Genomic DNA, 18,759 nt, shown 5'->3' on the forward strand with positions numbered 1-18,759 from the left:
CCTGACAGGCTTGTAACAGGTCGATAAGACGGCTTCCCTGTCCTGGCTGTGAACAGACATTTGTTTCACTCGGTAAACCTTAATTAAGACTTTGCTTTTTGAACAAAACAGGGGTCATACCGACTTCTTTCTTGAAAAGTCTGGTGAAGTAAGAAAGGTTGTCAAACCCCAGTGTATAAGCAATTTCCGAAACGGTACGGTCCTCGGATTTGAGCCGGTTCTTGGCTTCTGATATCAGATAGATATGGATATGCTCCAATGCTGTCTTTCCACTTTCCTGTTTTAAAACGTCGGTTAAGTATCCTGCCGAAATGGCCAGTTTTTCGGCCATATAATGAACCGAAGGAAGTCCTTTGGTAGTTAAAAAACCGTTGTCTACATACTTATCCATTTCGTCAATGAACCGGCTGACGGTTTTACCCGAAATTTCGGACCGGTTAATGAACTGCCTTTTATAAAACCGCTGCGCATATCTGAGCAGGGTGTCCACATTGGCTAAGATGATCTCCCGGCTGTATTCATCCTGATTGTTCAGATATTCATTTTCAATTTTCCGGTATAAATCCCAGATCGTCATCTCCTCTTTCGGCGAAACGTGCAGCGCCTCATTGGTTTCGTAATCGAAGTAATGGTATTTTTTAATCTCCTGGTGCAGGGGATGACCATTCAGGAAATCTTCGTGAATGAAAATCAGAAACCCGTCTTCGTCAAATTCAAGATTTTTCATTTCAATAATTTGCCGGGGTTTCACAAACATCATGGAACCGCAATCGTGATCATACTTGGTGCGGCCATACAAAATGACGCCGGATTTCAGCTTTTTAAATCCGATCATGTAGAAATCGCTGGTAAATTCGCGGTCACCGAGCGAGCATGTGCCTTTACATTGATGAATGCTGAATAACGGGTTTTCAGGGGGATCAAAGCCGTTTTCCCGGTGTAATTCACTCAGATTTTTATAATGTTTCATTGTTTGATCTTTATAAAAGAAAAACACAATCTGCCAGATTTAGTTTGCAGATTGTGTTACAGGATTTATATTATTTCAATTTATTAATGGCCATGTGCTTCTGCTGACACTTCTTTCCAGGCTTCGAACTCGGCCAGGCGCTCTGAGTAAACCTGTTTCACACCGGGATAGGCCACCTTGCCCAGCAAAAAGTGAAGGGGAGGGTTTTCAGAATCAATCAGTTGTAAAACCGCAGGGGTGGTAGATTCGGGTTTTCCCCAGCTATCTGGTGTTGCGCTTTCGAAAAATGCCTGTTTTACTGGTGCGTAAATTTCGCTTGGTTCGGTCTGCATGGCCGACGCCCCCGACCAGTCGGTTGAAAAGCCGTTGGGTTCGATCAGGCTTACTTTAATTCCAAAGCTTTTTACTTCACTGGCAAGCGTTTCGCTTAAACCGTTCACCGCATATTTGGACGCATTGTAAATCCCTAAAACAGGAAATGTAACCAGTCCCAGAAAACTTGAAACCTGGATAATGTGTCCGCTCCCCTGTTCTCTCATAATGGGTATGACAGCCTGGGTAAGCCATAGCAGACCGAAAAAGTTGGTTTCCATTTGGGCCCGTGCCTGCTGCTCTGTTGTTTCTTCGATGGCGCCGAACAGACCGAAACCTGCATTATTGATGAGCACATCAATGCGGCCAAAATGTGCTTTAACCTTGCTTACCGCTGCAAAAGAAGCTTCCCTGTCGTTCACATCCAGCTGGATGGGAAGTACAGCATCTCCATATTTTTCGACAAGATTATGCAGATCTTCCAAGTTCCTGGCAGTTGCGGCAACCTTATCACCGCGTTCTAAAAGAGCTTTTGCCCAAAGTTTACCAAAGCCGCGGGATGCGCCGGTGATTAAAATAATTTTTGTCATGATAGTTTGATTTTTATTACATGACAAAGGTATTGCCGGCACCTGCGGCGGGTTTGACACAAAATCCGGGATCTTTAACACATTTGCCGACTGACTCCGATAATCGTATCGATATCCACATAAAATCGCCCCGATTCGACCTCCATTCCAAGAAGAATTTTCCGGCAGGTGTCAGTGGTAATAGCACCGCCCAGTGCCACAGCCGAACCCAATTGTGGCCATGATGTGATCGTTTGACCAACCTGTGTCAATGAGGCTTTCAGGCGTTCGGAGATTTCATCAGCATTGATTATTTTGCCCACGACCTGTATTTTTTCTGTTGTAGATAAATTTTTCAGGCTCTCGGGATCAATCTCGCCCAGCAGTCCGTGCAGGATAGGCCGTTCCGGCTCTTTATCGAAACGTTCAATATCAATCATTCCCCTGTCGCTGGTGTCCATCACTACCGGGATTTCGAAATGCCTTGCCCTCTTGCGGGCAAGGACCTTAATGTCCAGGCCGTCGCATACTTCAACCAGAAGATCAAGTTTTCCGTCCTGAGTCAGAAAGTCATTGATATTGCCTTCTGAAATCCCATGGCGATAGATCCGGACGTTGATAAACGGATCAATTTCAGCGATCGCGCGCGCAGCAACGACGGACTTATTTATACCCAGGTTGTGCGTGCCGGTCTGAATGCGGTTCAGGTTCGAAAGTTCGATCAGATCGTAATCGGCCAACCGCAATTCGCCCACAGATCTTTCTGTGGCCAATGTCAATGCAACAGCGTGCCCGATCGACAAACCAATGATGCCGATTTTTTTTGTAGACAATAATTGCTGTTCATCAGGAGTGATCTTGCAATTGTTGCGGTTGGTTCTGACTCTGCCAAATTCTTCACGATCGAGCAAATGGACGAGCCTTCTGCTCCATGGGTAATATACCCAAACGCCGTATTCACGAAAGCTGAGCCCATCCAAGTGTTTTTGTATGCAGGCATCTGATTGTTCCGGACTCAGTTTTTGGGTAGGATTTTCAATTTTAACAAGTTCAAAAAGCTGATCGTAAATGGTATCAGATAGCAGTATATCAGGTTTTTTTTCAAGAAGAACTTCCAATCTCTTTTTATCATCGACATCGCTGAGACGAAAGAAAATGGGTTTAAACGAAGCGTCTGATTGCTCCAAAGTTTTTTCAGCAGACTTTGTTGACATATCCATGGCAGGAACTTGCGGAATTTGAGTTTTTAAATTATTTTTTCGAAGTATGAATGCCTTTTAAATAGCGGGCGCCATTTGTTCATGCCGAGGATGGTCGTGGCTGGGGTGCGCTATTCGGGTGATTTTTTCCGAAAAATGATCGCCTAATACATCGATCCCATACCGGCAAACAATACCCGCCAGAATTGCCTGATTGGTATGCGTTTGGGACATATTGCCAATATCCGAAAGGACGGCCGCCGACGAAGTAGGGAATTTAAATCCGGGATAGCCATTGTCGATTTGCTCGGCAACAACTCCCTTCATCATGGGTAACAGGTCGTCGTGAAATTTAACCGAGTTGATCGAGCAGGAGTAAAGACAGTATTTTGCATTATCCAGAATTGAAATTCCTATCGCTGCGAGCATTGCGAACCGGCACAATCCAAGACCTCGAAATTCATCCGACACGGCGACCCTGCTCAGCTCTACGGTCGCGCTTTTGTAATCCAGTCTGTCGGAATGTATGTCAAACGCATATTCAGTCGGAAGAAGATCTGCGGTATCTGGTCTGATTTGCAGATCGAGCTTTTGATTGATATTTGTCAGCTGCTGTTGGATCGTGGCGTTAATTTGTCTTTTTACGACTCTAATTGTAGCGATCTGTTGGTTTTTAAAGTAGATTCCGATCAAGTTTGCTTTCCAGTCACTGGATAGCAAGTCATATTTATTATCTGTGTATGCACCCGAATATTCTTTTCTGTAGATCTTTCTTCTCAGGGCCAGATGGTCCATCAAATCGGCCTCATTTTTTAGTTCTCTAAGCTCGAAATTTCTAAGTAGATGCTGGAAATTGAAATTCATTTGAGTTGATATTTATATGGAACGGAATGATTTGAGCTGACCTGGCTGGGCTATAAATCATCGGATATCGAGATTCTCTTTGATGATATCAAAGCATAAAGCCCTTGGTTATTCAGTCAGACAAAAGTACTTTCAGCTTCCAGGCCAGACTTTAAACATTCCTTAAGAAGTATTAAGAATTATAAAAATGAAGGGAAGAGCAGATGGAGTATCAAAAACATAGGGTCTGCCTTTTTAAAGACAGACCCTATGTTTTTGATGCTGTAATTTGCGCTGGATAAATTGGGTGGGACCCGGGATTGCAAATCAATGGCGACATCATTATTGATATCGGAAGTACATATGGCAACAGAATCAGGCCCTTTTCAGAATAAAGGACATTAGCCCTTACTGCTTGCTGTTTTTAGTTGCCGGCTGCGGCTTGGATGGATTAGCCGGGGCGGAAATATCACTTGACTTTTCGGATGGTTCTGGCTGATCGGGGTCTATACCTAACTTTTTCAATATCAAATTGGTGACATTGTTCTCTTCCGCAGATGCAAACAATATGAAAGGCACTGTTCCCTCACCGCCATCCATATTTAAGATATAAACGTAAGCGTTCTCTCGACCAACCTCTTGAATGGCAGCTTTGACTTTCGTTTGGATGGGAGCCATAAGCTGCTGCTGTTTATTTTGCAGCGAGTACTGCGCTTTACTACGCATTTCCTGAATACGCGTTTGCAGATTCTCCAATTCCTTTTCTTTATCGGCCCGGATTATGTCCGTCATTTGACTGGCTGTCTTCTGATAGTTATCGGCCTTCCCTTGAAACTCTTTGATGGATTCGTCAATTGCTTTTTCGAGCTGGGTCTTCGTGATTTCCAGTTGGTTCTGCATGGCCTTACTTTCTGGCATTCTGGCCATGACCAAATCAACATTTGTATAGCCTACTTTCGGGAAGTTAACAGTTCCTGTTGCCTGGCTTAAAGCCTGAAAATGGAGAAAAATGAGCCCGGCAAATAGGCTTAACTTTGTCAAACGGTTCATATAAGTGAAGCTTTATTTGAAATTTAGAAATGTATTCCGGCTCACCGGGCATAGTTTGAATCCATGAACCATCAATAACGCTCGTAATGGAGTTGGTCGCTGCTAAGCTTATTTGCCAGTAAATGCTGATTTACCGTGAGCCAGAAACCATTATAGTTTGCTTGATCTTCCAGTTGTACACTCAGGTTCCGTAATTCCCGCTCCCTTTGGGCCTGCTCAAACATTTGCAGCAAGGAGGGCAGTTCGTCATTTACTTCGTTTAAGACAGGTGTGCCCTGTTCGATAAATCGGTTCGTGCTGTATGAGCGAATAGGTAAGGAGTTGCCTGGTTTCCTGGCAAACAACCTGGTTTTCTTTCCTAACGGTTTATTCGACTTTTCCTTAAAAGTCCCAAAGTGAGATGCTTCATTTTGGACAATGGTTTCGAAATCAACGGGTTTTGCATTGGAAAGCGAAGTTCCTTCACCGTTGTTGCTGCGTAACGGGGCCGTATTTTTTGCCGGGGGAATGGTGCTTGCGCTGGCATTGATATAATTATAGCGATCGATGCTTTCGGCTGTAAAAACCAGATATGCCACGGCAAAAATTAACATTACTGCTGTTGAATAAGAAAGCACAATCCATCTGTGCCGCCTTCGTTTCCGTGCCTGGAAGAGATTCCAGAACTTGTCGGGGTCCCATTCCAGGTCGCTTTGATCCGATATATCGGCCAGCTCTCTGATCTTATAAGACAAGTTTTCGTTTTTCATAACTCGGATCCAAGTCAATAATCCTTTTCTGCAACATTACTTTTGCTTTGCTGAGCTGTGATTTCGATGTGCCTAAGCTGATTCCCAGCATTTCTGCTATTTCGGAATGTGCGTAACCTTCAACCTCAAACAAGTTAAATACCGTTCGGTAGCCAACGGGCAAGCCGGCAATAACTTCCATGATCCTGTCCGCAGTTAGGTTTTCTATCACAATTTCATCCAGGTGATAGGCTTCTGCTTCGTGCTCCCCTAACAATTTAAAGGGCTTTTCTTTTTTTATGATAGCAAGGCACTCGTTAACAACAATTCTTTTAATCCAGCTTTCAAATGCTCCCACCGATTCAAACTTGCACCGGCCCATCTTTTCAAGCATAATGAAAATAGAATTCGATACGCTATCTTCCACTTTCCCTTTATCAGAAAGGTATCTTCTTGCGATACGGTGCAATATTTTCCCATAGGCATCAAAAAGCTTTCGCTGCGAACAGACGTCTTTTTGCTGAGCTTGATGAATTATGGAGAGCGTAATCAATGTCGCTTACGAATGTTCTCTGGTAAGAATAATTACGAAGGGCCAAAGGTTGCCTGACGGAGCATTATTTTTTTAATAATATCAATGGCATCAATTTGCATTGATCTTGACAGCGGAAGATAAGGTGAGATAGCGGGGCTCTTAGACTGGCCCCGCCTGTGATGTATGTCCGAAGTTTTTATGTGCTTGGGGCTCTGTGAAAACCTATTTTTCGAGTTGCGACAGAATCTGACTTAGCTTGTCATGAATCAGGGAAAGATGCGGGCGTCCACTTGGAGTAGTTCCATTTATATCGTGGATTGCTTGAAGGATTTGATTTTGCTGCGCCAATTGCAGGGATTCGAATTTGGTAAGCTCAGGGTATTTTAATTGGAATCCCTCTGCGAGCTCGTCAATGCTGTGAACTGTCATGTTTTTAAAGTTTAAGTATGATAACCGGGAGAAATCCCGGTATCCAAATATAGCAATTAAGGTGTTTCGTCTGCATCAAATTTCCATTCCTTATGGATAATGAAAGCGGACCTGATTTTGAAATCTGGATTTCAAAATCAGGTCCGCTCATTTTCAGAGTAATCAAGAATGGGTTACAGCGCCTTACTTGCTGAATCTGTGGCCATCGTGTCTGACTCCATTTGTGTTTGGGTGTTATCTGCGCTTGTGGAGTCTGTGCTTCCACCCGCACCATCACCATTCTTATTAGAATTACATGCAGCCATGCTTAAAAGCAGACCCAGGCCAACCATCGAAAATGCTACTTTAATTGATTTCATAATATTTGTGTTTAAATGAAAGATTTTGAACGCCATCAATAATTATTCCACTTAAACTGATGTTGCCATCTGTTCGCAGATCTGAGAACAATGGCGGCATGGTGTAGCTGCTACCTATATTATGCATAACGGGCTTTGCCAGTTACCAGGGAATCTCGCCTGTCGCGGGATTGGTTTCTTCACTGAAAAACTTGCCGGTGGGGCCGTCATGTCCCAGTAATGCGTATTTTACAATACGTTTCCCTGCTTCTTCTACCGCTCCGCCGGAGTTGCCTGTAAAGTCGGTTTTGGTATAACCCGGGCAGACCGCATTGATCTTAAAGGCAGAGTTGCGCAATTCGTAGGCCAACTGAACGGTGTACATATTCAGAGCAGCTTTGGATGAAGCGTAAACTGCATATTTAGCGTAGTCATAGGCAGGCCAGTCGGGATTGCTTTGCAAAGCAAGAGACCCTACACTGGTACTCACGTTAACAATCCTCGGCTGGCCGGAACTGCGTAAGAGGTCGATAAATGTGCTTGTGACGCGCGCGACACCCACTACATTGGTCTCGAACGCCGCTGTAAATTCCTTCGGATCTGCTTCCAGGGCGGAGTAGGGCGGCTTTCCTCCATTGATGCCCGCATTGTTGATCAATACGTCTAATACGCGATTTTTTTTGCTGATCTGTTCATATGCTGCTTTAACAGAATCTTCATCTGTCACGTCGAGTTCAACTGCTTCTACGGCTGTCAACCCTTCGATCTTTAATTTGTTGGCGGCAGCTAAGCCGTTTTGCAATTGACGACTTCCCATATAAACGTAAAATCCCTTTTGAAGTAATTGTTTTGCTGTTTCAAATCCGATGCCTTTATTGGCTCCGGTGATTAATGCTGTTTTCATTGTTGCTTCGTTTAAGTCTTGAAGCAAAATAGCAACCTCTTAAAATGGTATTTTTTACCAAATGGTAAAATTGGCTTACCGAATGTTTTTCCTGATCCTGCTTAGTGACTGTTGTGTAATACCCAAATAAGAGGCAATGTAGGCGAGTGGAATACGGTTGGTAAGCGACGGATGGTTTTCCAAAAATTCCAAATACCGCGTAGTAGCATCCTGTGAGATCACCGGCCCTTTTCTGGATTTCTGATGCATGCAAAGTTGCACCATCTTATTTTTAATGTTGTCCCACCCTACAATAGCTTGGGAAAGTTCCTCCCAGTTTTGTTTGGAGAATACAATCATTCGGCAATCCGTGCAGGCCTGCAGGTATTCCGAAGAATAAGCACCGATATCGAAATTAATGTAATCAACCACCAGGGAACTTTCACTAATAAAGCAGCGTGTAATTTCTTCCCCTGTGTTGGTGTAATAACAGCCGCGCATGACGCCCTGCACAATAAAGCCAACTTGTTTGGGAATATGCCCAGCTTCGGAGAAATACGCATCCTTCCGAAGTTCTATCTCCTTTGCTTTTCTGGTAACGAGATCGCTCTGTTGCTGGTTTAAGCTACCAAACTGCAAAATATATTCTATCAACTCATTCATCAACGCAAAATTAGTAATCCCGGCCTGCGGATAATTATCATTTGGTAATTTGTTTACATTGTTGCTCACGCGAGTCACCTTACCGCCCGGAAATGTGTCCGAAGGATTTAATCCATGAATGGCTTCGTTAAATTTCATGACGATAATGCTTTACAAGTCGAGCGCCGGCATAGATACGGGGCGCTCTTAATAATGATTCGATGGAAAACTGGAAAGCGCTCGCGTTTTTGCTGGCCTCAGGGCAGGGATTTGTTTTGAGCCTTTCGCTGATCGTTCGGGGAGCAAGAGGGCCAAAGCAGCATATTTTTCTTGGGCTGATCCTTCTGGTACTTGCTCAGGAATTGCTAAATGCATGGGGCATTCAGGTTCACTATCACCAGCAGCCCGACCCATTCCGTTTCTGGAATTACCAGAGCTATTTGGTGCTGCCCTTATCGCTGTGGCTTTTTGCCCGGCTTACTACCTCACCTGATTTTCAATTCAAGAAGAAATACTGGCTCATTTATTTTCCGGTTGTGGCAGAGGTTGGTTTCCGCCTGTTCTGGCGGGCTTATGCAAGTTCCTCAAATGTTAAAAGACCCTCTTTACTTGAAAACCCAATCTGGTTTTTCTTGACAGAAATACTGCCGATCGCCGGGATGGTGATCGTTTTGTCTCTTTACGCACAGAAGCTCAACAGGTTCAGGCTTGCCTGGCAGCAACAATTGCCGGTGTTCAGCGCGCGACATTATTTGCGGCTCTATGGTTTGTTTGGGTTTCTTACTGTGCTCACGTTCCTTTGGTTTGCAGGAGTGATTTTGGAGTGGCCCATCTTCCCGGTTGTGAACCTGTTGCTGACGGTCTGTCTTTTCGGGCTGGGTTATCTTGGTTATCTGGATCACTCTTTTTTCATGCTGCCTTCCTTGCACAAACAAAAATCTGCGGACAAACCTGAATTTGCTCAATACGACGATTTGTCTCAACTACAACATCTGATGGCAGCATTTAACCAAGACGGACTGCACACCAGGTCGCGGCTGACGCTTGAAGATGTAGCAGCACACCTGCATCTGCCTGTGAGATATGTTTCCTATCTGGTTAATACGCATTGCGCTTCGAACTTCAACAACTTTGTGAATGGGTTCCGTGTGCAGGAAGTAATCCGCAAGCTGGGCGACCCAAAGGAGCAGCATAAGACTGTGCTGGCATTGGCATTCGAATCGGGATTTAATTCGAAATCAACGTTCAACCAGGTATTCAGGCAGCACACTGGCAAATCGCCTTCTCAATATCTGCAATTGCAAAAATAGGCTGTTAGTTATCCGAACAGGTCCGAAATCATGATCCGGGACGTCCGGAAAGACGTAGCGGGGCGCTTACTGTATCACATTTCGCTTGTTTTGGTTTTCAAAATCACAAAAAGCCATTACCCGATGAAAGCAAGCATCCAGCTAATTTTTTTAATTTTTATCAGTATTTCCCCCGCTCTTTGCCAGACGAATTCAACCGGCCAAAAGTTGCCCGCACACCGGCAGTTTCAAATTCAGATCAATAAAAATGTGGAGCTGCTCGGATTTGTCTATTTCCTGGGCTATGAGGGCGCTCAGGCTGAAACAGAGGGATATTCTGCAAATAGAAAGGCGCGCTACGCATACGGTCTCGATTTATACCGGCAGTTCAAAGACTACGAAAAAAGCAGGCACCTGGCCATCATAATCGGCTTTGCACAGGATATCTGGCTCGATAAACTGATTAATCTGCTGGTTCAGTTGGATGAATTTCCAAACGCAACACTGCGGGGTGGGATTGATGCGGGCTATTATCTTGCTTTTTCTCCAAAAAAAGACACTGTTGAAGCCAGAAAAAATGCGACTGCATTCATCGATGCCATGAATCAGCTCTGGCGGGAAGTCGATTTTGATAAATATCTGCAAAAAAACCGGCCTAAATACGAAAATGCGCTGGCCCAGGTCCGTAGCGGCATGCCGGACAGTCTGTTCATACCTACGATGGAAAAGTTTTACCAGGCGCACCTTGCCAGTTATATCCTGGCCCCAAGCCTGACCATCCCGCCGGGAATGGGTTTTGGCATAAATTATTCCGAGCAGGGGCAAAAACACGCCTTCCATGTATTTGGCGCATTCGGGATTCCAGCTTTCAAAGACTCTTCAAACCTCGATATGGGTTTCAGCGATCAGAAACACTTGCTCGAATTGAGCACGCATGAATTCGGACATTCATTTGTGAATCCGGTTATTGATCAACTACCCGCTGAAATGATTACCAAAACAGAAAAGCTGTTTGAGCCAATCAAAGCGACAATGGCGAACCAGGGTTACACAGCCTGGAAAGCATGTATCTATGAGCATTTTGTACGGGCGGGAGAAATCATCATTTCACAAAATCGCGGCAATACAGCCGATACGCAGCGTCTGAGAAAACATTACGAAGAGGAGAGAAAATTCATTTACCTGCCGCTGATCCTGAAAGAACTGACCAGGTATAAGGAATCCAAAAGCGTTTCCTACAACCAGGCTGTGCGTGCCGCAATGCATGCTTTGGTTAGAAAAGCTGTTGAAAAATGACGGCGAAAGCCCCTGAAAGATGAATACTGTTGGGAAAATGGGAAGTAGTTCGAAAACACCGAAATTCTTATCTGTGAGCTTTCTAGGGCATCGTAAACAACCAAGATGAAGTTAAAATCAGTTACATTTGTCAGTTCCTTCGCCGGGATGAAAAACGCTTTAAATCTTCTACTCCTCAAATCTAAAATAAGACTTAGCGCATGGAGAGTACCCGACCCACTGCATCGCGGGCAACTTTTGCCTGGACAGCGGCACTCACAATTTTGCTGGCAGTCTTTGCCTTTATCCCCATACTGACAAACTCCAAATCAGAAACTATTCGGTCTAATGTCCAGATACTGCAACTGGAAAATGATAATTACCGAAAAATTGACACGTGTATAGCGATTCTGTATTCCGCTGAAAATAATAGCCGGTTTTTCGTTGTTACCCGGGATTCAAGCTACCTCCGTTCCTATGTGAGGCAGTTGCAAGCAGTAAATCGAATATTAGAGGAGTATCATAAAGCATCTGATCGCCGGGAAAAATCCCTGTCCAGACTTATTTCGCGTAAGCAACTCAAGGACCGTGAATTTAGTAATCTGCGGATGATGGTGGATAGCCTGTTGTCTTTTTCATTGAATGAGACCCAGAAAGCCGCAAGAGCGGTAAGGTCGGCCGAAAAGCTAAAAGTTCAACGTCAGACAGAGGAAGTTGATTCTATTCAGGTTAGTACTTCCAAAAAAGGCAAAAGAAAGCTGGTAAAACGGCTTATGGATGCCATTCGCGATAAAGACGCTGTTGATAGCAGCATTCTTAAGACGCATCATGAGACTGTGGTTAAAGAGGATTCGCTTCAAATATTGGTGGAACGCCCCATCGTGAAACCTCACTCTTCCTTTGAAAAAGCGCGCAGGGAATTGAATGAGGCGGAGCGGGACATGCTGGCAATAAACAGCCTGATATTTTTAAACCTCCAAAATACATTACAAAATTTAAGGAGCCAGGAGCAAAGGGATATAAAGACGATAAGAGATTCTCTGCTAGCCGCCACAAAAGCAAAATCCGAAGAAATGAGTCTGCTCATATGGGCAAGTGTGGCCCTGGTGCTTTTGCTGTCGGCCATGATTGTTATCAATCTGCTGAAACTATACAAAAAGGACAAAACCATACTCGCTTTTGCCGGACAAACCGCGGACGCAAGCAAAAGAAAAGGCGAGTTCCTGGCGCAGATCACGCACGAATTCCGGACACCATTGAATGCCATCATTGGCTTCTCAAACCAGATAGATACCAGGAAACTGGATACCGATCTACGATTAAGCATTGATTCCATAAAAAGTGCATCCAATATTATGCTGTCGCTGGTCAATGAAATACTGGATTTTTCAAAATTTGAAAGCGGCAAGATCGTGCTGCAGAACGAACCGTTCCGTCCTGAGATATTGGTTCGCGAATCCCTTGCCTTGTTGGCGGTTCTTGCAGATGAGAAAAACATTGTCATCTCGGCCAGGTATGATCTGGAAAATAAACTCACCTTGTCAGGCGACAAGTTTCGCATTCAGCAAGTGGTGATCAATCTGCTTACCAATGCCATCAAGTTCACACCGGAAGGGGGAACTGTTGATGTTTCACTTCATTTTGAAAATCAGGGACAGGGAAAAGGAATGATGCGGATCGGCATTCGGGATTCCGGCGTTGGCATTGCGAAGGAACATCTTGACTCCGTTTTCGAAGATTTCATCCAGGTGCCAAGCACAAATATGCAGGTTCGGCAAAGCAGCACTGGTTTAGGTTTAGCTATCTGCAAACGGATCGTTGATTTATATCAGGGGAAGCTAAATGTTGAAAGCAGCCTTGGGAAAGGTTCGAACTTCACAGTGGACATCCCGCTCGAGATCGCTGCGAATGCAGAAGACGTGCCGGTTTTGCAGGAAAAAAACCGCAATTCTGAAACCAATCTGAAAAGCAAAAGACTTCTGGTTGCGGACGATAACAAGATGAATTTAATCCTGATCAGCAGGATTATGGATAAAATGAGTGCAACATATGATTTGGCAGATAACGGCCAATCAGCACTCGATATGTTCGAAAAAAACGCTTATGACCTGGTAATTACAGACATCAGCATGCCGGTAATGGACGGAGTTGAGCTCACCAAACGGATACGAAGTCACGCCCACCTTGGGAAAGCACGCATCCCTGTAATCGGTTTTACAGGGTATACCGATAAAGAAAAACTGGACTATTACCGGGAAATAGGAATGGATGAAATCCTGCCTAAACCCTTTGATGAGACCCATTTCAAAGCAATCATAACGGGATTGCTGGCAGATAGACTCTGATGCCAGGTTTAGCTGCCGGCGTTTTGTCGACGATTCAATGCTTTCTGTCGATTTGCTGAACAAAAAGCGCGTCGCCGGAATTAGCCAGACAAAATGTTATTCCAATCACAAAAGAGAGATGTCAAATTCTAAAATCATACGCAGCGACTGGCACGCTGACGACAGGCTTATCATCACACAGATCAGTGGCGATATCGTTAAAGAGGACGTAACCCGCTGGGAGCAGACGCTGGATGCTGCGTTGGATCAGATTCCGGAATCGGGGGTATTCAAGATATTTGTAAACTTGCATGGTTTTACGGCTGCGGACATTGATACGCACAAATACTTCCGTGACATCATCCCGCGTACGCTCGCACATTATGGATGGAAGGTTGGATATGTGGCAATGTTCCCGCAAGAGGCCGAAAAAATGATCATTACCAGAAAACGGGATATTCAATGCATTGCAGCAGCGCATTGCCATCAGGACGCTACCAAGATTCAGAAGTACGAATTACTATATAGCAGTGATAATGAACGCTTCTTCACAGATGTCGAAGAAGCAGATGCATGGGTTCGCGGTTGGCAGCATCATTCTTCGTCTTTCACGGATAGAGAAGATACTTCATACGTATAGCCTTAAATTTTTGCAATCCGGGTTCCCAGCTTTTTCTGATATCTGCTTCCGATACGCCGGCAATGATCTGTTTTCTTAATTGATCAGTTCCTATGCGAAGATCAAAAGCGGATATATCCTGGTTTGCCCGTCCGGGAGTAAAGAAGTTAGCTTTATCGGGATAGGCACTGTATAATTCAATTAACCACGACAGATTAATTTGGCGGCTTCTGCGAAGCTGGGTAATTTCATAATTGCGAAGGTCGAGTCCGTAACAAACCGAGTCTTTGTGGTTTGGCCTTTCACTCATTCCCGGAATGCTTTCCGGTTTGTATGAAAATGAATACTTGCCTTTCAACGCAGGGGCTCCCAGGATCGTAAATGGCATGTAGGTTCCCCGGCCTTCATTGATAGCTGTTCCCTCGAACATGCATAAACTTGGGAAAAGCATTACCGCCTGCTGTGTATTTAAATTCGGCGAGGGGTTGATCGGCAGTTCATAAGGCTTGTCATGGTCATAGTTGGCGACCTTTATAATGTTGATTCTGCATTGTTCTTTCAGGTATCCTTCACCGTTCAGATATTGTGCAAATTCGCCGATAGTCATGCCATGCGTCATAGGTATGTAGTGGATGCCTATGGCGGATTTGAATTTATCTTCTGTCATAACCGGTCCGTCTATCACATATGCATTGGGATTGGGCCTGTCAAGAATAAGGAGTTCTTTATTGTTTTCTGCACAGGCTTCCATCACATACTCAAGCGTATTGATATTGGTATAGTAGCGGCAGCCCACATCCTGGATATCAAAGACCATCAAGTCGATATCGGCCAGTTGTTCTCTACTGGGTTTCTGGTTTTTGCCGTATAAAGAGATGATGGGGATGCCAGTTTTAGCATCTGTCTCATTGCTCACCACCGCTCCGTTACTGGCATTGCCTCTAAAACCATGCTCAGGTCCAAATACTTTTACAATTTTGACTCCCAGGCTCACCAAGCTGTCTACGCTGCTTTTCCTGCCGATCACCGAACTCTGGTTTGCAACCAGGCCAATTCGTTTTCCTTTCAGATATGGCAGGTATTTGTCAACCTGGTCGGCACCAGTGATAATTTCCGACTTATTGGAAATTCGCTGGATTGACGATGCCTTTTGTGCAGTACATACAATGCTGCTGATCGCCAGAAGTGCTAAAAAAAGTATAGAAATCAATCTCATCATCTTTGGAAGGTTTTATAGTCTGTTTTTATCAACCATACGGGCTGTGAAGGACGCCTCCAAGGTACAAGGCAATATGATCTTATAATTACGATTTTTCAAAAAAAATCTTTTTTCTTCCCAAATTATAACTTTACTTTGTCTATCAAATTTATAGGCTTTATGTCAACCACCGGCAAAGGCTTTTTTAGCATTTTAATTTGTCTCACGCATGAATGCATATTCAGAACGGGTAGCTGTTGCTAACCAACTGGTGGTCTCTTCAATTTCTTACCTTCCTGGCGCTTTTTGCTGTTGTTGAATGTAGTTGGGCCGGCCCATGCTGTCAGGTTTTTATTTTCTCTGTGACCTGTTCATAATCAGGGGCACTAGTGTTACATGTTCCTTTTATTTTTTTAACCTCATGAAGATTTCTACATTCTTTGTAAGTGCCTTGTTGGGCCTGTCGCCGACATTTGCCCAGAAAAAAGCCGTTGCTGATCAGCGCCCGAATATTATTCTGGTCATGGTTGATGACCTGGGATATTCAGATATCGGGGCCTATGGTTCTGAGATCAAAACCCCTAATATTGATCAACTGGCTACGGAAGGGATCCGTTTTCGCGAATTTTATAATAACTCCATCTGCGCCCCAACCCGAGCTTCCCTTATTACAGGTCAATACCCACACAAGGCGGGCGTGGGCTATTTCAATGTAAACCTGGGTTTGCCTGCTTACCAGGGCTATTTGAATAAAGAGTCGCTGACATTTGGCGAAGTGCTGCGCGGAGTTGGTTACAGCACGCTGCTGAGCGGGAAATGGCATGTAGGCAACGACAGTCTGGCCTGGCCGAACCAACGTGGGTTTGACCATTTTTATGGGTTTATCAATGGCGCCAGCAATTATTTTGACCTTGGAAAATATGGAAAAGGGCCAAAAGTGGAGCTGATCGAAGACAACAAACGCATTAACCTACCTGCCGACAAATACCTGACGGACGAAATTACCGATCATGCGATTTCTTTCATTGAAGAGCAAAGCAAAACACCTAAACCTTTCTTCCTTTACCTGGCTTATAACGCGCCGCACTGGCCGTTGCAGGCACATGAAGCCGATATTGCCAAATACAAGGGCAAGTATAGCATTGGCTGGGATTCGCTCCGGAACGAGCGCATTGAACGGCAAAAGGCGATTGGAATAGCTGACCCTAACCAGGCGCTTGCCCAGCGTGACCCGGACGTGACGCCATGGGAAAATGTGCCATATGACGAAAAATTACTTTGGGAACGAAAAATGGAAATTTACGCGGCAATGGTCGATCGCGTTGACCAGAACATTGGCAAGCTGCGGGAGAAACTTAAAGCATTGAAAAAAGAGGATAACACGCTGATCATCTTCATCTCGGACAACGGAGCGCAGGGCGGATACGCTGGTGCATCACCACGCAAGCCGCAGCGCAATACAGGACCCGCCGGTTCAGCCGGGTCATATGTCTACCAGGATCAGCCCTGGGCTTATGTTTCCAATACGCCCCATGCGAGCTACAAAAATAATATGCACGAGGGCGGCATCAGCGCGCCGTTCATCGCCTGGTTTCCCAAGCAGATCAAAGCAGGAGCAATTGTAAAGGGAACCGGCCACCTGATCGACCTTGCGCCCACTTTTTACGATTTCGCAAAAGCCACTTATCCAGCCACCGGCGGAGGAGTCAATATCAACCCCTTACCCGGCAAAAGTCTGGTCGCAGTGTTAACCGGGAAAGTCCAGGAGGTTGACCGTGGCGGAGAACCCATCTTCTGGGAGCGGGCAGGCAACCGCGCCGTGCGAAAAGGCAAATGGAAAATCGTATCGACCTACCCGGCATACAAATGGGAACTGTACGATCTGGAAACTGACCGGGGCGAAACCACCGACATTGCCAGCAGCAGAACAGACATTGTAAACGAACTTTCGGCCGATTATGCAAAATGGGCAGAACGGACCGGTGTGGTAGATTATGACAAGATCAAGCCAGCAACACCCATTGGCGCCCCAGCACCCCGGCCAAACAGACGCCCGCCGACTTTCTGACAGCGCGTATAAGGCTCGACGTTTCCCTTACTAATCACTTATAATTCAAATCACTAATCACAATGAAAAATCTAATCATTTTACTGTTTGCGTCGCTGGTAGCAACGGGCACATTTGCCCAGCAATCTAAAAAAAGGGAACTGCTGACTTTTGAGGCATTCGAGGAAAAGCTGAAAGCGGCCGGTAAAGACGCTCAGATCCTGGATGCGCGCCTGCCCGAAGAATATCAGCAGAATCATCTGGAAGGCGCATTAAGTTTTAGCATTGCCAATAAGGCGGATTTTGAAAAGTACACGGCAAAGCTCAGCAAAGAAAAGCCGACCTTCATCTACTCGATCGGAAACGGCCGCAGCGGCGTACTGGCGCAGGATCTTCGGAACGCAGGCTTTCAGGATGTAACGGAAATCCCGGGTGGGTTAAGCAAATGGATCGGCCTGGGAAGACCCGTGATTTCGACAACCGGAAAAGGACTTTCCCTCGACGAATACACCGCGTCGTTAAAAAGCGACAAGCTCGTTTTAGTCGATTTTGGCTCGCGTTACTGCCCTGGCTGCAAAAAGCTGGACCCAACCATCGATTCCATTAAAACAGAGCAGGCTTCGCATGTAAAAGTCCTTAAAATTGAGGCTTATGAAAATAAAAACCTGGTGAAAGAACTGGGTGTTGTGGGTTTGCCCACACTGATTTTATACAGAAATAATCAGGTCGTATGGCAGAAAAAAGGCGGCGCTACCAAAGCCGAGATCGAAAAGGTCCTGCATAGCCAGACATTGTAATATGCAAAGGGTATGCGTTAACGATAAGCGAAATGCCGGACGGGCTTCCCGTCCGGCATTTTTATTGTGGTTGTACGGTAAGTCTGTTCCATTTGCTATATTAAGGCACTATTTTGATCATCAACTTCATTTACAGCATGAAAACCGAGAAAGAAAAAATGTTGGCCGGCGAGCTATACATCGCCCTGGACCCGCAATTGACCCAGGAGCGCACCCAAACCCGTTTGCTGCTGCTGGAACTGAATGCTGGGCGGGAAGACGAGCCGGAAAAGAGGGCGGCTATTTTAAGACAATTAATTCCAAATGCAGGCGAAAACCTCTGGCTGCAACCGCCGTTCTACTGCGATTATGGAACCAACATGATTGTTGGCGACAATGTGTTCTTCAACTTCAATTGTGTTGTGCTTGATGTGACTTATGTGCGCATCGGCAGCCGCACGCTATTCGGGCCTAATGTTCAGGTATATACTGCAACGCATCCGATCGATCACGTCACAAGGGCTTCGGGCGTGGAATCGGCCAAGCCAATCACTATTGGGGAAGATGTTTGGATAGGAGGCAGCGCGGTGATTAATCCAGGCGTAACCATTGGCGACCGTACAATTATCGGAGCGGGAAGTGTGGTAACCAAGGACATTCCGGCCGATGTGTTCGCTGCCGGTAATCCCTGCCGCGTCATTCGCTCATTGGTCGAAACCCCTGCCTAAACCAT

19 protein-coding genes are annotated in these 18,759 nt (G+C 45.3%); 7 read left to right on the forward strand and 12 right to left on the reverse strand.

The window, feature by feature from the left end:
- Positions 1–79: 79 nt before the first annotated feature.
- The 11 genes from MUK70_RS01185 to MUK70_RS01235 all read right to left on the reverse strand — a co-directional run bounded on the left by MUK70_RS01185 (position 80) and on the right by MUK70_RS01235 (position 8,657).
- Positions 80–970 (reverse strand): helix-turn-helix domain-containing protein, encoded by an 891-nt coding sequence (locus MUK70_RS01185; RefSeq protein ID WP_234655732.1) that lies wholly within the window; start codon positions 968–970, stop codon positions 80–82.
- Positions 971–1,053: 83 nt separating this feature from the next.
- Positions 1,054–1,872 (reverse strand): SDR family NAD(P)-dependent oxidoreductase, encoded by an 819-nt coding sequence (locus MUK70_RS01190; RefSeq protein WP_234655731.1) that lies wholly within the window; start codon positions 1,870–1,872, stop codon positions 1,054–1,056.
- Positions 1,873–1,946: 74 nt separating this feature from the next.
- Positions 1,947–3,071 carry an Rv1355c family protein gene (locus MUK70_RS01195; RefSeq protein ID WP_244784619.1) on the reverse strand — a complete coding sequence of 375 codons (1,125 nt, stop codon included), beginning with the start codon at positions 3,069–3,071 and terminating at the stop codon, positions 1,947–1,949.
- Between the two features lie 57 nt (positions 3,072–3,128).
- On the reverse strand, positions 3,129–3,914 hold the full coding sequence (locus MUK70_RS01200; RefSeq protein WP_234655729.1) for a hypothetical protein: 786 nt from the start codon (positions 3,912–3,914) through the stop codon (positions 3,129–3,131).
- Positions 3,915–4,301: 387 nt separating this feature from the next.
- On the reverse strand, positions 4,302–4,943 hold the full coding sequence (locus MUK70_RS01205; RefSeq protein ID WP_234655728.1) for an OmpH/Skp family outer membrane protein: 642 nt from the start codon (positions 4,941–4,943) through the stop codon (positions 4,302–4,304).
- Positions 4,944–5,014: 71 nt separating this feature from the next.
- A complete protein-coding gene (locus MUK70_RS01210) occupies positions 5,015–5,692 on the reverse strand; it encodes a hypothetical protein (protein ID WP_234655727.1) in 678 nt (225 codons plus the stop codon).
- Positions 5,667–6,224, reverse strand: coding sequence for an RNA polymerase sigma factor (locus MUK70_RS01215; RefSeq protein WP_255716641.1), 558 nt, complete (start codon positions 6,222–6,224; stop codon positions 5,667–5,669). The genes MUK70_RS01210 and MUK70_RS01215 overlap by 26 nt, the downstream gene beginning before the upstream one ends.
- Before the next feature lie 204 nt (positions 6,225–6,428).
- A complete protein-coding gene (locus MUK70_RS01220) occupies positions 6,429–6,635 on the reverse strand; it encodes a hypothetical protein (RefSeq protein WP_234601756.1) in 207 nt (68 codons plus the stop codon).
- Positions 6,636–6,808: 173 nt separating this feature from the next.
- A complete protein-coding gene (locus MUK70_RS01225; protein WP_234655725.1) occupies positions 6,809–6,994 on the reverse strand; it encodes a hypothetical protein in 186 nt (61 codons plus the stop codon).
- 142 nt (positions 6,995–7,136) lie between these two features.
- Positions 7,137–7,877, reverse strand: a complete 741-nt coding sequence (locus MUK70_RS01230) for an SDR family oxidoreductase (RefSeq protein ID WP_234655724.1) — start codon at positions 7,875–7,877, stop codon at positions 7,137–7,139.
- Positions 7,878–7,952: 75 nt separating this feature from the next.
- Entirely contained in the window at positions 7,953–8,657 is a 705-nt protein-coding gene (locus tag MUK70_RS01235; RefSeq protein ID WP_310590027.1) for a Crp/Fnr family transcriptional regulator, read from the reverse strand.
- A gap of 62 nt (positions 8,658–8,719) precedes the next feature.
- On the opposite strand from MUK70_RS01235, the gene MUK70_RS01240 reads away from it, so the two are divergent.
- From MUK70_RS01240 to MUK70_RS01255, 4 genes are all read left to right on the forward strand, one after another.
- The gene (locus tag MUK70_RS01240; protein WP_234655723.1) at positions 8,720–9,808 is read left to right on the forward strand and encodes a helix-turn-helix domain-containing protein; all 1,089 of its coding nucleotides are present in this window, start codon (positions 8,720–8,722) and stop codon (positions 9,806–9,808) included.
- 30 nt (positions 9,809–9,838) lie between these two features.
- Positions 9,839–11,083: a DUF4932 domain-containing protein gene (locus MUK70_RS01245; protein WP_234655722.1), complete on the forward strand. Its 1,245-nt coding sequence runs from the start codon at positions 9,839–9,841 to the stop codon at positions 11,081–11,083.
- Positions 11,084–11,283: 200 nt separating this feature from the next.
- Positions 11,284–13,407 (forward strand): ATP-binding protein, encoded by a 2,124-nt coding sequence (locus tag MUK70_RS01250; protein ID WP_244784621.1) that lies wholly within the window; start codon positions 11,284–11,286, stop codon positions 13,405–13,407.
- 118 nt (positions 13,408–13,525) lie between these two features.
- On the forward strand, positions 13,526–14,026 hold the full coding sequence (locus MUK70_RS01255; RefSeq protein WP_234655720.1) for a hypothetical protein: 501 nt from the start codon (positions 13,526–13,528) through the stop codon (positions 14,024–14,026).
- Here the strand turns inward: MUK70_RS01255 and MUK70_RS01260 are convergent.
- Complete coding sequence (locus MUK70_RS01260) at positions 13,995–15,224, reverse strand: exo-beta-N-acetylmuramidase NamZ family protein (RefSeq protein ID WP_234655719.1); 1,230 nt, start codon at positions 15,222–15,224, stop codon at positions 13,995–13,997. The genes MUK70_RS01255 and MUK70_RS01260 overlap by 32 nt on opposite strands.
- 400 nt (positions 15,225–15,624) lie before the next feature.
- Between MUK70_RS01260 and MUK70_RS01265 the strand changes: the two genes are divergently transcribed.
- The 3 genes from MUK70_RS01265 (at position 15,625) to MUK70_RS01275 (ending at position 18,754) form a co-directional block, all read left to right on the forward strand.
- Positions 15,625–17,271 carry an arylsulfatase gene (locus MUK70_RS01265; RefSeq protein ID WP_234655718.1) on the forward strand — a complete coding sequence of 549 codons (1,647 nt, stop codon included), beginning with the start codon at positions 15,625–15,627 and terminating at the stop codon, positions 17,269–17,271.
- Positions 17,272–17,333: 62 nt separating this feature from the next.
- Positions 17,334–18,047 (forward strand): thioredoxin domain-containing protein, encoded by a 714-nt coding sequence (locus MUK70_RS01270; protein ID WP_234655717.1) that lies wholly within the window; start codon positions 17,334–17,336, stop codon positions 18,045–18,047.
- A gap of 137 nt (positions 18,048–18,184) precedes the next feature.
- The gene (locus tag MUK70_RS01275; protein WP_234655716.1) at positions 18,185–18,754 is read left to right on the forward strand and encodes a sugar O-acetyltransferase; all 570 of its coding nucleotides are present in this window, start codon (positions 18,185–18,187) and stop codon (positions 18,752–18,754) included.
- The last annotated feature ends 5 nt before the right edge of the window (positions 18,755–18,759 follow it).

This window comes from Dyadobacter chenwenxiniae, assembly GCF_022869785.1.
GTDB classification, from domain to species: Bacteria; Bacteroidota; Bacteroidia; order Cytophagales; family Spirosomataceae; genus Dyadobacter; species Dyadobacter chenwenxiniae.